The following is a 15,917-nucleotide window of genomic DNA, read 5'->3' as shown; positions in this document are numbered from 1 at the left end:
CAGGCAAAAAAAACGGCACCCGCAAGGGTGCCGTTTTCATTACGACGTCAGTGTCAGGTTGGCGGCGCCCGCTCTCGCCCGCGCCGCCCGCCCGATTACTCTGCCGTAGGCGCTTCCACCGAGCTCGGCATCGGCGCAAACGCCTCTTCCAAAGCGATCTGGTCGTGACGCTCGCGATCCGACGTTTCGCGGGCCTTGCGGGCCTTGTGATACGCCAGACCCGTACCTGCCGGGATCAGACGGCCGACGATGACGTTTTCCTTCAGGCCACGCAGGTCGTCCTTCTTGCCCATGATCGCAGCTTCGGTCAACACGCGCGTCGTCTCCTGGAACGAGGCCGCCGAGATGAACGAATCCGTCGACAGCGACGCCTTCGTAATCCCCAACAGCACGTTCTCGTACTGCGCCGGACGCTTGTCAGCGGCGTTCATGGCGTCGTTCTCGTACAGCATGTCCGAGCGCTCGACCTGTTCGCCGATGATGAAGCGCGTATCGCCGTTGTCGGTGATCTGCACACGACGCAGCATCTGGCGAACGATCACCTCGATGTGCTTGTCGTTGATCTTCACACCCTGCAAGCGGTACACGTCCTGCACTTCGTCGACGATGTAACGCGCCAGCGCTTCGATACCCTGCAGACGCAGGATATCGTGCGGATCGGCCGGGCCGTCCACGATCATTTCGCCCTTGTTCACCACCTGGCCGTCGTGCACCAGCACCTGCTTTTCCTTCGGAATCAGGAACTCGTGCTGGTTGCCGTCGAGATCGGTAATGACCAGACGCTGCTTGCCCTTCGTGTCCTTGCCGAACGACGTGGTACCGGTGACTTCGGCCAGAATGCCGGCGTCCTTCGGTGCACGCGCTTCGAACAGTTCGGCCACACGCGGCAGACCCCCGGTAATGTCGCGGGTCTTCTGCGCTTCGGTCGGGATACGGGCGAGCACTTCGCCCACCGGCACCTGCTGACCGTCCTTGATGGTAATCAGTGCACCCACCTGGAACCCGATCGTCACCGCGTGATCGGTACCCGGGATCTTCACTTCCACACCATGTTCGTCGAGCAGCTTGACCTGCGGACGCACGTTCTTCGACGCCGGACCACGACGCTTCGGATCGATCACGACCAGCGTGGACAGACCCGTCACATCGTCGATCTGCTTGGCCACCGTGACACCTTCCTCGACGTTCTCGAACTTGGCGTAACCGCCGTGTTCGGTAATGATCGGGCGCGTCAGCGGATCCCACGTCCCCAGTTGGGCACCGGCCTTGACCTGTGCGCCGTCCAGATGCAGCAGCGTGGCGCCATACGGCACCTTGTGGCGCTCGCGCTCACGGCCATGATCGTCCGTGATCAGGATTTCGCCCGAACGCGAGATGGCGATCTGTTCGCCACGACCGTTCGTCACGTAACGCATGGTCGCCGAGAAGCGAACCGTACCGTTCGACTTGGCTTCGATCGACGAGGCCACGGCCGCACGCGATGCCGCACCACCAATGTGGAACGTACGCATCGTCAGCTGCGTGCCCGGTTCACCGATCGACTGCGCGGCGATCACACCGACCGCTTCGCCCACATTCACACGCGAGCCGCGGCCCAAGTCACGGCCGTAACAGGCGGCGCACAGACCGAAGCGCGTATCGCAGGTCAGCGGCGTGCGCACGCGCACTTCGTCGACGCCCAGCGTTTCGATCATCTCGACCGCGTCTTCGTCGAGCAGCGTGCCGGCCTCGTACACCGTCTCTTGCGTTTCCGGATTCACGACGTCAGCCACTGCCACGCGACCCAGGATGCGGTCACGCAGGGCTTCGACCACTTCACCGCCCTCGACCAGCGCCTTCATCGCCACGCCGTTGCTCGTGCCGCAATCGTCTTCGACCACGACCAGATCCTGCGTCACGTCGACCAGACGACGCGTCAGGTAACCCGAGTTTGCCGTCTTCAGTGCCGTATCGGCCAGACCCTTACGTGCACCGTGGGTCGAGATGAAGTACTGCAACACGTTCAGGCCTTCGCGGAAGTTCGCGGTAATCGGCGTCTCGATAATCGAGCCATCCGGCTTGGCCATCAGGCCACGCATACCGGCGAGCTGGCGAATCTGCGCGCTCGAACCGCGAGCACCGGAGTCGGCCATCATGTAAATCGAGTTGAACGACTCCTGGTCCACCGTGTTGCCGTCGCGATCGGTCGTCTTCTCTTTCGAGAGCTGCTCCATCATCGCCTTGCCCACGGCGTCGCCGGTCGCACCCCAGATGTCCACGACGTTGTTGTAACGCTCTTGCGCCGTGACCAGACCCGACATGTACTGACGGTCGTACTCCTTGACCTTCTTCGAGGCCTCGCCGATCAGTTCTTCCTTCTTCGTCGGCACGAGCATGTCGTCGACGCAGATCGAGATACCGGCGCGCGTTGCCAGGCGGAAGCCCGACTGCATCAGCTTGTCGACGAAGATCACCGTCTCGCGCAGACCGCAGCGGCGGAACGCCGTGTTGATCAGCTTCGAGATTTCCTTCTTCTTGAGCGACTTGTTCAGCACCGAGAACGGCAGGCCCGGCGGCAGAATTTCCGACAGGATCGCGCGGCCGACCGTGGTCGGGTACAGCGTGATCTTCGGCGTCTTCTCGCCCGTTTCCGGATCGACCGTGTACTCCGTGATACGCACGTTCACGCGCGAAGCCAGTTCGACTTCCTTGTTGTCGTACGCACGCAGCACTTCCGAAACGTCGATGAACGACAGGCCTTCCCCGCGGCCGTTGATCTTGTCGCGGGTCGCATAGTACAGACCCAGCACGATATCCTGCGACGGCACGATCGACGGATCGCCGTTGGCCGGGAACAACACGTTGTTCGAGGCCAGCATCAGGGTACGCGCTTCCATCTGCGCTTCGAGCGACAGCGGCACGTGAACGGCCATCTGGTCACCGTCGAAGTCGGCGTTGAACGCCGCGCAAACCAGCGGGTGAAGCTGGATGGCCTTGCCTTCGATCAGCACCGGCTCGAACGCCTGAATACCCAGGCGGTGCAGCGTCGGTGCGCGGTTCAGCATGATCGGGTGTTCGCGGATCACATCTTCGAGGATGTCCCACACCACCGCCGTCTGGTTCTCGACTTCCTTCTTCGCGGCCTTGATGGTCGTGGCCACGCCCAACACTTCCAGCTTGTGGAAGATGAACGGCTTGAAGAGTTCGAGTGCCATCAGCTTCGGCAGACCGCACTGATGCAGCTTGAGCGTCGGGCCCACGGTAATCACCGAACGGCCCGAGTAGTCCACGCGCTTACCCAGCAGGTTCTGACGGAAACGACCGCTCTTGCCCTTGATCATGTCGGCGAGCGACTTGAGCGGGCGCTTGTTCGCACCGGTCATCGCCTTGCCGCGACGGCCGTTGTCGAGCAGCGAGTCCACGGATTCCTGCAGCATGCGCTTTTCGTTGCGCACGATGATGTCCGGGGCCTTCAGCTCGAGAAGACGCTTCAGACGGTTGTTACGGTTGATGACGCGGCGATACAGATCGTTCAGGTCCGAGGTCGCGAAGCGGCCACCGTCGAGCGGCACCAGCGGACGCAGCTCGGGCGGGAGCACCGGCAGCACTTCGAGCACCATCCACTCGGGCTTGATGCCCGAACGCTGGAAAGCCTCGAGCACCTTCAGGCGCTTGGCGTACTTCTTGATCTTCGCTTCCGAGCCCGTGGCTTGCAGCTCGGCGCGCAGATGCTCGACCTGCTGGTCGATGTCGATCGAGCGCAGCAGCTCGCGCACGCCTTCCGCGCCCATCTCGGCACGGAATTCGTCGCCGTATTCCTCGACCTTGTTGTAGTAATCCTCCTCGGTCATGATCTGGCACCGCTTGAGCGGTGTCATGCCCGGTTCGAGGACCACGTAGGCTTCGAAGTACAGCACGCGTTCGATGTCGCGCAGCGTCATGTCGAGCACCATGCCCAGACGCGACGGCAGCGACTTCAGGAACCAGATGTGCGCGACCGGCGAGGCCAGCTCGATGTGGCCCATGCGCTCGCGACGCACCTTCGCCAGCGTGACTTCCACGCCGCACTTCTCGCAGATCACGCCGCGATGCTTCAGGCGCTTGTACTTGCCGCAAAGGCACTCGTAATCCTTGATCGGACCGAAGATCTTTGCGCAGAACAGGCCGTCACGCTCGGGCTTGAACGTCCGGTAGTTGATCGTTTCCGGCTTCTTGACTTCGCCGAACGACCACGAGCGGATCTTGTCCGGCGAAGCCAGACCGATCTTGATCGCGTCGAACTGTTCGTCCTGTTGGACTTGCTTGAATAGATCGAGCAAAGCTTTCATTGCTTTCTCCTGTTGCCTGAACGCGATTAACCGCGCTCCAGGTCGATATCGATACCGAGCGAACGGATTTCCTTGACCAGCACGTTGAACGATTCCGGCATGCCGGCATCGATCACGTGATCGCCCTTGACGAGGTTCTCGTACACCTTCGTACGACCCGTCACGTCATCCGACTTCACGGTCAGCATTTCCTGCAGCACATACGATGCGCCGTACGCTTCCAGTGCCCACACTTCCATTTCACCGAAGCGCTGACCACCGAACTGGGCCTTACCGCCCAACGGCTGTTGCGTCACCAGCGAGTACGGACCGGTCGAACGCGCGTGCATCTTGTCGTCGACCAAGTGGTGCAGCTTGAGCATGTGCATGAAGCCGCACGTGACCGGACGCTCGAAAGCTTCGCCGGTACGGCCGTCGAACAGCGTGACCTGGTTCTTCGACGGGGTCATGCCGAGTTCCTTCGCGATGTGATCCGGGAACGCCAGATCCAGCATGCGACGAATTTCCTCTTCATGCGCACCATCGAACACCGGCGTTGCGAACGGCACGCCGTTCTGCAGGTTGCGCGCCAGCGACATGATTTCGTCGTCCGACAGGCTGTCGATATCTTCTTGCTGACCGCTCTCGTTGTAGATCTTCGTCAGGAACTTGCGAACTTCCTGGACCTTGGTGTGCGCCTGCAGCATTTCGCCGATGCGCCAGCCCAGACCCTTCGCTGCCCAGCCGAGGTGCGACTCGAGAATCTGACCCACGTTCATCCGCGACGGCACGCCGAGCGGGTTGAGCACGATGTCCGCCGGACGGCCATCGGCCATGTACGGCATATCCTCGATCGGCACGATCTTCGAGACCACGCCCTTGTTACCGTGACGACCGGCCATCTTGTCGCCAGGCTGCAGACGACGCTTGACCGCCAGGTACACCTTGACCATCTTCAACACGCCCGGCGGCAGTTCGTCGCCCTGCGTGAGCTTCTTGCGCTTCTCTTCGAAGGCGAGGTCGAACTGGTGACGCTTCTGCTCGATCGATTCCTTGATCTGCTCGAGCTGTTGCGCACCTTCGTCTTCCGCCAGACGGATGTCGAACCAGTGGTAACGATCCAGATCCGCCAGGTATTCCTTCGTGAGCTTGGTACCCTTGGCGAGCTTCTTCGGACCGCCATTGGCCGTCTTGCCCACCAGGAAGCGCTCCAGACGCTGGAATGCATCGCCTTCCACGATACGCAGCTGGTCGTTCAGGTCGAGGCGGTAGCCCTTGAGTTCATCGTCGATGATCTGCTGGGCGCGCTTGTCGCGCTGAATACCTTCACGCGTGAACACCTGCACGTCGATGACGGTGCCGCTCATGCCCGACGGCACGCGCAGCGAGGTGTCCTTCACGTCCGATGCCTTCTCGCCGAAGATCGCGCGCAGCAGCTTTTCTTCCGGCGTAAGCTGGGTTTCGCCCTTCGGCGTGACCTTGCCCACCAGCACGTCGCCGGCTTCGACTTCCGCGCCGATGTACACGATGCCCGACTCGTCCAGACGGCCCAGTTGCACTTCGGCCAGATTCGAGATGTCGCGCGTGATTTCCTCAGGTCCGAGCTTCGTGTCGCGAGCGACCACGTTCAGCTCTTCGATGTGAATCGACGTGTAACGGTCTTCCGCAACCACACGCTCCGAGATCAGGATCGAATCCTCGAAGTTGTAGCCATTCCACGGCATGAACGCGATCAGCATGTTCTGACCCAGCGCCAGCTCACCCAGATCGGTCGACGCGCCGTCGGCGATCACATCGCCGCGCGCCACCTTGTCGCCCACTTCCACGATCGGGCGCTGGTTGATGTTGGTGTTCTGGTTCGAACGCGTGTACTTGATCAGGTTGTAGATGTCCACGCCGACTTCACCGGCCACGGCTTCATCGTCGTTCACGCGAATCACCACACGGCCGGCGTCGACATAGTCGACCACGCCGCCACGGAAAGCCTGCACGGTCGTACCCGAGTCAACGGCCACCGTACGCTCGATACCCGTACCGACCACCGCTTTTTCCGGACGCAGGCAAGGCACGGCCTGGCGCTGCATGTTCGAACCCATCAACGCGCGGTTCGCGTCATCGTGCTCGAGGAACGGAATCAGCGAGGCTGCGACCGAGACGATCTGCGACGGCGCCACGTCCATGTACTGGATGCGGTCCGGCGTGACCATCAGCGTTTCGCCGGCTTCACGCGACGACACCAGTTCGTCGGTCAGTTCGCCGTTTTCGCCGATCGACGCGTTCGCCTGAGCGATCACGTAGCGACCTTCTTCAATGGCCGACAGGTAGTCGATCTGGTCGGTGACCTTGCCGTCTTCCACCTTGCGGTACGGCGTCTCGAGGAAGCCATACTCGTTCAGGCGGGCGTACAGTGCCAACGAGTTGATCAGACCAATGTTCGGACCTTCCGGCGTTTCAATCGGGCACACGCGACCGTAGTGGGTCGGGTGCACGTCGCGCACTTCGAAGCCGGCACGTTCGCGGGTCAAACCGCCCGGGCCCAGTGCGGACACGCGACGCTTGTGCGTGATTTCCGACAGCGGGTTGGTCTGGTCCATGAACTGCGAGAGCTGCGACGAACCGAAGAACTCGCGAATGGCCGACGAGATAGGCTTGCTGTTGATCAGGTCGTGCGGCATCAGGTTTTCCGACTCGGCCTGACCCAGACGTTCCTTCACGGCACGCTCGACACGCACCAGACCAGCGCGGAACTGGTTCTCGGCCAGTTCGCCGACGCAACGCACACGACGGTTGCCCAAGTGGTCGATGTCATCGACTTCGCCGCGGCCATTGCGCAGATCCACGAGGATCTTGATGGTCGAGAGAATGTCGTCGTCTTCCAGCGTCATCGGGCCGAGCACTTCGTCACGGCCGACACGGCGGTTGAACTTCATACGACCCACCTTCGACAGGTCGTACGCTTCTTCGCTGTAGAACAGACGGTTGAACAGCGCCTCGACCGCGTCTTCGGTCGGCGGCTCGCCCGGACGCATCATGCGGTAGATCGCGATGCGCGCAGCGGTGCGGTCGGCGGTCTCGTCAATGCGCAGCGTGGCCGAGATGTACGAACCCTGGTCCAGATCGTTCGTGAACAGCGTCTGGATGTCCGACACGTCCGACTCGCGCAGCTTGACCAGCACGCTTTCCGTGATTTCTTCGTTGGCGTTGGCGATCACTTCGCCGGTATCGCCATCGATCACGTTTTTCGCGAGCACACGGCCGAGCAGGTAGTCTTCCGGCACCGAGATGAACTTGGTGTTGGCGTTCTCCAGGTCGCGGATGTGCTTGGCGTTGACGCGCTTGTCCTTCTGGACGATGACCTTGCCTTCGCGATCCGTGATGTCGAAGCGCGCCACTTCACCGCGCAGACGCTCGGGCACGAACTCCATCTGCGCGCCTTCCGGCATCAGCTTGAAGTTGTCGAACACGAAGAAGTTCGCGAGGATCTGTTCCGGCGTCAGGCCGATGGCCTTGAGCAGGATCGTGACCGGCATCTTGCGACGGCGGTCGACGCGGAAGTACAGAATGTCCTTCGGATCGAATTCGAAGTCCAGCCACGAGCCGCGGTAGGGAATGATCCGTGCGGAGAACAGCAGTTTGCCCGAGCTGTGCGTCTTGCCCTTGTCGTGTTCGAAGAACACGCCCGGCGAGCGGTGCAGCTGCGAGACGATGACACGTTCCGTGCCATTGATGACGAAGGAACCCGTCGAGGTCATGAGCGGAATTTCGCCCATGTAGACTTCCTGTTCCTTGACTTCCTTGACGACGGGCTTGTTCGGCGATTCACGGTCGAGAATCACCAGGCGAACCTTGGCGCGCAGGGCCGAGCAAAAAGTCAGGCCGCGCTGTTGACATTCCTTGACATCGAACGCGGGCGTGCCGAGCAGATAGCTGACAAACTCCAGGCGTGCGAACCCGTTGTGAGAAACGATCGGGAAAATGGAGGAGAAGGCTGCTTGCAGACCCTCCGGCTTCCGCTCCGATGCAAGCGCATCGGCTTGCAAGAACGATGTGTACGAGGCGAGCTGGGTGGCCAGCAAAAACGGCACCTTGTGCACGGTCGGACGCTTCGCAAAACTCTTGCGAATGCGTTTCTTCTCGGTGAAGGAATAGTGCATTACGATCTCCGAATCACTACGCTGACGACGACGGCAGGCATCGTCAACGGGTGTTCATCGACTGAGACCAGACGTCCCCCACGGCGGGCTTGCCGCGGAGCAACGAGCTTGGTGGTTGGCCGCTACCAACCGCTGGCTGACGGCGACGGATGCCTGTGTTGCCCGTCGCCCGACCAAACTTGCCTTCTGCAGTCGCTTCAGAAGACAAAGAGAAAACCGTCACGGGTCGAATCCCGGCGCGATTTTTTCTTTGGCCTCTTCGGTACTTCCTGGGTCCTGCGCTGTTACTGCGTGTCGCCGATGTTCTCGATGGCGCGTGCACCTGAACCGGCACGAATCACGGATGTATCAATGAAATTATTTTGTTTTCAACCACTTGGCGCCATTTCGCGCCGGCTTTCGAACACCGCCCCCCGCTTGTGGGATTTGGCTCTCCAGAAAGCACAAAAAGGCTGACGACGTTTCGTCGCCAGCCTTCCCTACGCGCAGAGCCGAATTACTTGATTTCGACCTTGGCGCCGGCTTCTTCCAGCTTCTTCTTGGCTTCGTCAGCAGCAGCCTTGTCGACGCCTTCCTTGACAGCCTTCGGAGCGCCATCAACCACGTCCTTGGCTTCCTTCAAGCCCAGGCCCGTGATTTCGCGGACGGCCTTGATCACGCCGACCTTGTTCGCACCGACTTCCGCCAGGATGACGTTGAATTCGGTTTGCTCTTCCACTGCGGCAGCAGCGCCAGCACCCGCCGGGCCAGCCACCGACAGGGCAGCAGCCGACACGCCGAACTTCTCTTCGAACGCCTTGACCAGGTCGTTCAGTTCCATAACCGACATTGCGCCAACGGCGTCGATGATGTCTTCTTTCGTGATTGCCATTTGTAAAACTCCTAGATTGTGTTCGGACCGAAGTCAGCGATCGTGTAACCGGGACGAGAATTAAGCAGCTTCCGCTTGCTTCTTCTCGGCCACGGCAGCCAGGACGCGAGCAAAGCCGGAAACCGGCGCTTGCATGACACCCAGCAACTTCGCGAGCAGTTCGTCGCGGCTCGGGATCGAGGCCAGCGCTTGCACGCCTGCCTTGTCCATCACCTTGCCGTCGTACGAGCCGGCCTTCAAGATCAACTTGTCGTTGCCCTTCGAAAAGTCGTTCAAGACTTTCGCAGCGGCTACGGGATCCGTCGAGATACCGTAGATCAGAGGACCGGTCATCTGCTCAGCCAGGTCAGCAAACGGGGTGTTTTCCACCGCGCGGCGAGCCAGCGTGTTCTTCAGAACGCGCAGGTAGACGCCTTGCTGACGCGCATTGGCGCGAAGCTTCGTCAGATCGCCAACCGTGATTCCGCGATATTCAGCCACAACGATGGTCGAAGCACCGGCGACTTGCGCCGAAACTTCTGCCACGACGGCTTTCTTATCATCAAGATTAAGTGCCACGGTTAACCTCCAAAATTAACATCACCTCATGGTGATGCCGTTCCACTAACGGCTTACCGACATGTCTGGAGTTTCAACCGCCGCGCCCGGTTACCCGCGTGCGACGATGGTGACTGCATAACCTGTTCGGGTTCGCCATCTGCGTTGGCTGGCGTATTAAGGGAGCGTCAATACATGCCCATTCCCGCCAACGGTCTTTGATAACCGGAAGCGATTTCCGGAGAATCCGCTTCCGCCCAAAGTCTCTTGCTACTGACTGTCGATCCCGAGGATCGCAGCCGTCGCAGGGGACGCCATCACCCTGCGATTGCGATACTGTGTTGCTCGATGTCCGGCTTAGGCAGCCAGGCTGGCCTGGTCCACGCGCACGCCAACGCCCATCGTGCTCGACAGGGCGATCTTGCGCAGGTAGACACCCTTGCTCGACGCCGGCTTCGACTTCGTCAGGGCTTCGAGCAGAGCCGACAGGTTCTGACGCAGCGCAGCCGGCTCGAACGATGCACGACCGATGGTTGCGTGGATGATACCGGCCTTGTCAACACGGAACTGCACCTGACCGGCCTTGGCGTTCTTCACTGCCGTAGCGACGTCCGGGGTCACCGTGCCAACCTTCGGGTTCGGCATCAGGCCGCGCGGGCCGAGGATCTGACCCAGCGTACCGACGATACGCATCGTGTCCGGCGAAGCGATCACGATATCGAAGTCCATCTTGCCGGCCTTGATTTGCTCGGCCAGGTCTTCCATACCGACGATTTCAGCGCCGGCAGCCTTGGCTTGCTCGGCCTTCTCGCCCTGGGCGAACACGGCCACGCGCACCGACTTGCCGGTACCGGCCGGCAGAACGACCGAACCGCGAACCACTTGGTCCGACTTCTTCGCATCCACGCCCAATTGCACGGCGACGTCGATCGACTCGTCGAACTTGGCGCTTGCGCATTCCTTGACCAGAGCCAGAGCGTCGCCGACCGGGTACAGCTTGTTGCGGTCGACCTTGGCGGCCAGTGCTTGTTGACGCTTCGAGATCTTAGCCATTACAGACCCTCCACCGTGATGCCCATCGAACGTGCGCTGCCAGCGATGGTGCGAACCGCGGCGTCCAGATCGGAGGCGGTAAGGTCAGGCATCTTGGTCTTCGCGATTTCTTCCGCTTGTGCGCGGGTGATCTTGCCCACCTTGTCGGTGTGCGGCTTGCTCGAACCCTTTTGCAGGTTGGCAGCCTTCTTGATCAGCACCGTTGCCGGCGGGGTCTTCAGGACGAACGTGAAGCTCTTGTCCGCAAAGGCGGTGATCACCACCGGGATCGGAAGACCCGGCTCGAGGCTCTGCGTTTGCGCGTTGAACGCCTTGCAGAACTCCATGATGTTCAGGCCGCGTTGACCCAGGGCCGGGCCCACGGGGGGCGACGGATTGGCTTTACCTGCAGGAATCTGCAGCTTGATAAAGCCGATGATTTTCTTTGCCATGGTTTACTCCGGAACGAATATGTGGCGCATATTCGGGGTTGAGTCATAGCGCGCGTTCACCAAAAACGGGCTACTGACGCTCCTCGGCGACGGCTGTCACCAACGCAAAAACGCGCCGGACGTCGCGCCGGCGCATTTTATTCTTAGATCTTTTCGACTTGTCCGAACTCCAGTTCTACCGGAGTTGCCCGTCCGAAAATGGTGACGGAGACACGGAGGCGAGATTTTTCGTAGTTCACTTCTTCCACCGAGCCATTGAAGTCCGTGAACGGACCATCCTTGACTCGAACCAACTCGCCCACCTCGAACAACGTCTTGGGACGCGGCTTTTCCACCCCGTCCTTGATTTGCGACATGATCTTGTCGACTTCGGCCTGCCGAATCGGAATCGGTCGATTGCCCGTACCGCCGACAAAGCCCGTGACCTTGGCGGTGTTCTTCACCAAGTGCCACGTGTCATCCGTCATTTCCATCTCGCACAGCACGTAGCCGGGAAAGAAACGACGTTCGGTGACCGACTTGTGGCCACCCTTGATTTCCACCACTTCTTCGGTCGGGACAAGAATCTCGCCGAAATAGTCTTCCATGCCGGCACGGACAATACGCTCGCGCAGCGCTTTGGCTACGCTCTTTTCCATGCCGGAATACGCATGAACGACGTACCAGCGCTTCTTACTCGGTGCAGCCCCGGTATCAGACATATCACTTCCAGCCAAGAATCAAAGAGAACACCGCCCATTCGATCGTCTTGTCGCTGATCCAGAGATACAGCGCCATCACGATGACGAACGCGAAGACGATCGCAGTCGTTTGAGCGGCCTCTTTACGGGTCGGCCAAACGACCTTACCCACTTCCCGATACGCATCCTTGGCAAAAGCCAGGAAGCCTTTGCCGGTTTGCGATGCCAATGCAACCCCTGCTGCGATGGCCAGAACGACGACGATGGCCGCAACGCGCACATACAGCGCTTGTTGCTCCAGCGCGTAGAACGCCACGACACCAGCAATCACGAGCAGCCCGGCCAGTGCCAGCAGCAGCTTGTCGCCAGTCGTACGTACAGTTTCTACGGGAGAATTCGCCATTTCCAGCTTGCAGACAGTTGTTTGGCAGGGGCAGAGGGAATCGAACCCCCAACCTTCGGTTTTGGAGACCGACGCTCTGCCAGTTGAGCTATACCCCTAAAACAGCAGTGGGGCCAGCCGCCAAAAGCTGACCCCGTAAGCGCGGACCGTTAAGGTACCGGCTTACGCTACGATCTTTGCAACCACGCCGGCACCGACGGTACGGCCACCTTCGCGAATTGCGAAACGCAGACCTTCGGTCATGGCGATCGGCGCAATCAGCTCAACGCTGATCGACACGTTGTCGCCCGGCATGACCATTTCCTTGCCTTCCGGCAGGGTGATCGAGCCCGTCACGTCCGTCGTACGGAAGTAGAACTGCGGACGGTAGTTGTTGAAGAACGGGGTGTGACGACCACCTTCATCCTTCGACAGCACGTACACTTCGCCCGTGAACTTCGTGTGCGGGGTGATCGAGCCCGGCTTGGCCAGAACCTGACCACGCTGAACGTCTTCACGCTTCGTGCCACGCAGCAGAATACCGACGTTATCGCCTGCCTGACCTTGGTCGAGCAGCTTGCGGAACATTTCGACGCCCGTGCAAATCGTCTTGACCGTCGGGGTGATACCGACGATTTCGATTTCTTCGCCGACCTTGATGACGCCCGACTCAACACGCCCCGTCACCACCGTACCGCGGCCCGAAATCGAGAACACGTCTTCCACCGGCATCAGGAATGCCTTGTCGATGGCGCGTTCCGGCGTCGGGATGTACGTGTCGAGCGCATCAGCCAGTTGCATGATGGCTTCTTCGCCCAGGGGACCCTTGTCGCCTTCCAGCGCCAGCTTGGCCGAACCCTTGATGATCGGCAGGTCGTCGCCCGGGAAGTCGTACTTCGACAGAAGTTCGCGAACTTCCATTTCGACCAGCTCGAGCAGCTCGGCGTCGTCGACCATGTCGCACTTGTTCAGGAACACGATGATGTACGGCACGCCAACTTGGCGAGCCAACAGGATGTGCTCACGGGTTTGCGGCATCGGGCCGTCGGCCGCCGAGCAAACCAGGATAGCGCCGTCCATCTGGGCAGCACCGGTAATCATGTTCTTGACGTAGTCGGCGTGGCCCGGGCAGTCAACGTGTGCGTAGTGGCGGTTAGCCGTTTCGTACTCGATGTGGGCGGTATTGATGGTAATACCGCGCGCCTTTTCTTCCGGTGCTGCGTCGATTTCGTCGTACTTCTTGGCCTGGCCGCCGAACTTCGACGACAGGACCGTTGCGATAGCGGCCGTCAGGGTGGTCTTGCCATGGTCAACGTGACCGATGGTGCCAACGTTCACGTGCGGCTTAGTCCGCTCGAATTTTTCCTTTGCCATTTCCGACTCCTAACGGGGTTATCTTTTGCCGAGGTTGCTCGGCATGATGATTGCCGCGCTTCACACTATCTTTGGTGCCCATGGGCAGGATCGAACTGCCGACCTCTCCCTTACCAAGGGAGTGCTCTACCACTGAGCCACATGGGCGAATCCTTGACTTCTACTGCATCTGCGCGTCACCTGGAGCGGGTGAAGGGAATCGAACCCTCGTCGTAAGCTTGGAAGGCTTCTGCTCTACCATTGAGCTACACCCGCTTGGATTCCGACTCTCGCCTCAGGCAACAAGCGCCGGAGATTTTCATTTCCGGCGCTCATTACTTCCGCATTCTGGTGGAGGAGGTTGGATTCGAACCAACGTAGGCGTAAGCCAACAGATTTACAGTCTGCCCCCTTTAGCCACTCGGGCACCCCTCCGCAGAGAATTTGCAATTATGGAGATGTCGCCCCGCCTTGTCAACACCTTCCATGCATTAAATACGCAGTTTTTGTGCCTGACGCTCTGCGGATTTTCACTATATGCGGCAAGTTATTGATTTTCTTGGATATGTGAAATCAGGCGAGATCGGGCTTAGTGCCAATGACGTATCGGGGCAAACCAACGTCGGCGCCAGGCGTTGACATGGCGGCTCAGACTGTCCCGCCCCCGGTGGAATTCTCGCTTGAGTTTTTGCCATGGGTTGCGCTTGACCTTATGACGCCCCGGGATGGTGGTACCGAAGTCGTCGCCCCGATCCAGCACGATATCCGGCGATACCGAGATCATGCGGATACCATGCTCCCAATCCCGGTTCATCATGTCGTCGACCGGGTGAATGATACGTCCGGCGTAGGCCAGAAGCACAAGTGCGGCCCCGCGGCGGATGAGGTAGGCGTGGGCACCGCCAGGCTGCTTCCGGTGGTCGTGCAACGCCTCTCCGCCAGGCAGCCGCCCGACCTGCCACTTCCCGGCGGCGCCGCCCTCCTTCAAGCGCATGATGCCCCAGGGCACCGCCACGTTCAGTGTCGACCTGAGACGTCGCGAGAAATCAGGCGTCAACTCGACATCGTCTTCCAGGACGCACCAGATATCGTCGTTGGAGTTGGCTAGCGCCTCCCAGATTCGGTAATGGCTTTCATAGCAGCCAACCTCTCCAAGCGTCAGGTGATTGTCATAGATCCGCAGGCGCTCGGCAGCGTCATACGTCGACGGATACTCGGAAATGCGCTCGGCATCGAAGAATTGAAACGGGACGTCGGCTGCGGCCAACTGCGCACTCATGTGCGTGCGACGAACGTCGCTGTCCACGAGAGAAATGACGACAACCGGGGGAAGGTTTGGCGTCGAAATGCGATTCTGGATCATCGTTATGCGCTCGCACCATGACTGGGCGGCGCCTGCGCCGCAAACTGAAAAGCGGCACGATAACGAATGAAATGCAAAATTACGCGATTTTTCCTGGTGTTTCGAGTGCTTTCCTACAGCGATCGCCGCTGAACATTGATGCCGGCACGGCTTAACCGCGACCGTGCGCCGAATCAGTCACCGTATCCCAAAGGCGTGGCGGCGTAGTCGAACACCATCTCATGAATGTGAATGTCGCACCACTCACGGAACATCTTGAGCGTTCGATGAGGCGGCCATCGGGTTACGTCTACGTACCCATCGTTGAACGATTGCTCGAAGAGCGCCTTCCAGTTCCGCTGCACTCATCGCTTGCCTGGCTCGTCGGCGTTGCCATTGGCCGGGATCAGGAATACCGACGGCTCCTCCTGCGCTTCTTTCAACGCGATAACAGCGCCTCCGGGATAGGGGTCTGCGGCATTGATCCAATCAACAAACGGTTGCCGCGGCAAAACGCCAATAGCCGCGCGGTTGATAACGCACAACGGTTCAATTGACATTGGCCTTATCCTCACGAAAGATCTATGGGGGTATCGAGCGAATAACATCAATCGGGCGACATCGCCGAGATACATACCGCCAGCCACCGACCGTGGCCGTCACCTTGGGCCCGTCAGCTCACGCGCCATTCAACACGCGTCTCAAGCATTCGATGACGCACCGCTAATGATGCGCTGGACGTCGATCCAGCCGGAATTTCCCAGAAAAGCAAAAACCCCTTGCTACGCGTTGTAGCAAGGGGTTTTTAAGGGGAGCCTGACGATTACC

General features: G+C 60.0%; 11 protein-coding genes and 4 tRNA genes. All 15 read right to left on the bottom strand.

Annotated features, from left to right (window positions below; translation table 11 throughout):
- Window positions 1–95: 95 nt before the first annotated feature.
- The gene (gene rpoC / locus PEP31012_RS15785; RefSeq protein ID WP_150590286.1) at window positions 96–4,307 is read right to left on the bottom strand and encodes a DNA-directed RNA polymerase subunit beta'; all 4,212 of its coding nucleotides are present in this window, start codon (window positions 4,305–4,307) and stop codon (window positions 96–98) included.
- 26 nt (window positions 4,308–4,333) lie between these two features.
- Window positions 4,334–8,440, bottom strand: a complete 4,107-nt coding sequence (gene rpoB, locus PEP31012_RS15780) for a DNA-directed RNA polymerase subunit beta (protein ID WP_150590285.1) — start codon at window positions 8,438–8,440, stop codon at window positions 4,334–4,336.
- 496 nt (window positions 8,441–8,936) lie between these two features.
- The gene (gene rplL, locus PEP31012_RS15775) at window positions 8,937–9,311 is read right to left on the bottom strand and encodes a 50S ribosomal protein L7/L12 (RefSeq protein ID WP_150552112.1); all 375 of its coding nucleotides are present in this window, start codon (window positions 9,309–9,311) and stop codon (window positions 8,937–8,939) included.
- Between the two features lie 60 nt (window positions 9,312–9,371).
- On the bottom strand, window positions 9,372–9,869 hold the full coding sequence (rplJ, locus tag PEP31012_RS15770; protein WP_010804162.1) for a 50S ribosomal protein L10: 498 nt from the start codon (window positions 9,867–9,869) through the stop codon (window positions 9,372–9,374).
- 336 nt (window positions 9,870–10,205) lie between these two features.
- Window positions 10,206–10,901 carry a 50S ribosomal protein L1 gene (gene rplA, locus PEP31012_RS15765; RefSeq protein WP_150590284.1) on the bottom strand — a complete coding sequence of 232 codons (696 nt, stop codon included), beginning with the start codon at window positions 10,899–10,901 and terminating at the stop codon, window positions 10,206–10,208.
- Window positions 10,901–11,332: a 50S ribosomal protein L11 gene (gene rplK, locus PEP31012_RS15760; RefSeq protein WP_010804164.1), complete on the bottom strand. Its 432-nt coding sequence runs from the start codon at window positions 11,330–11,332 to the stop codon at window positions 10,901–10,903. Before rplK ends, rplA begins: the two co-directional genes overlap by 1 nt.
- Before the next feature lie 143 nt (window positions 11,333–11,475).
- Complete coding sequence (gene nusG, locus PEP31012_RS15755; protein WP_150590283.1) at window positions 11,476–12,033, bottom strand: transcription termination/antitermination protein NusG; 558 nt, start codon at window positions 12,031–12,033, stop codon at window positions 11,476–11,478.
- 1 nt (window position 12,034) lies between these two features.
- Window positions 12,035–12,415 carry a preprotein translocase subunit SecE gene (gene secE, locus PEP31012_RS15750; protein ID WP_042113452.1) on the bottom strand — a complete coding sequence of 127 codons (381 nt, stop codon included), beginning with the start codon at window positions 12,413–12,415 and terminating at the stop codon, window positions 12,035–12,037.
- A gap of 22 nt (window positions 12,416–12,437) precedes the next feature.
- Window positions 12,438–12,513: transfer RNA gene (locus tag PEP31012_RS15745), tRNA-Trp, on the bottom strand.
- Window positions 12,514–12,577: 64 nt separating this feature from the next.
- Entirely contained in the window at window positions 12,578–13,768 is a 1,191-nt protein-coding gene (gene tuf / locus PEP31012_RS15740) for an elongation factor Tu (protein WP_150590282.1), read from the bottom strand.
- 72 nt (window positions 13,769–13,840) lie between these two features.
- Window positions 13,841–13,915 (bottom strand) — tRNA-Thr (locus tag PEP31012_RS15735).
- Between the two features lie 34 nt (window positions 13,916–13,949).
- Window positions 13,950–14,023, bottom strand: a tRNA-Gly gene (locus PEP31012_RS15730).
- A 73-nt stretch (window positions 14,024–14,096) separates the two neighbouring features.
- Window positions 14,097–14,182 (bottom strand) — tRNA-Tyr (locus PEP31012_RS15725).
- A gap of 154 nt (window positions 14,183–14,336) precedes the next feature.
- A complete protein-coding gene (locus PEP31012_RS15720) occupies window positions 14,337–15,110 on the bottom strand; it encodes a glycosyltransferase family 25 protein (protein WP_150590281.1) in 774 nt (257 codons plus the stop codon).
- A gap of 344 nt (window positions 15,111–15,454) precedes the next feature.
- Window positions 15,455–15,649, bottom strand: coding sequence for a hypothetical protein (locus PEP31012_RS15715; protein WP_150590280.1), 195 nt, complete (start codon window positions 15,647–15,649; stop codon window positions 15,455–15,457).
- Window positions 15,650–15,917 lie beyond the last annotated feature (268 nt).

The sequence above is a fragment of the Pandoraea eparura genome (assembly GCF_902459725.1).
GTDB lineage: Bacteria > Pseudomonadota > Gammaproteobacteria > Burkholderiales > Burkholderiaceae > Pandoraea > Pandoraea eparura.
The sequence above is the reverse complement of the archived record's forward strand: the minus strand, read 5'-3'. Positions and strand labels throughout refer to the sequence as shown.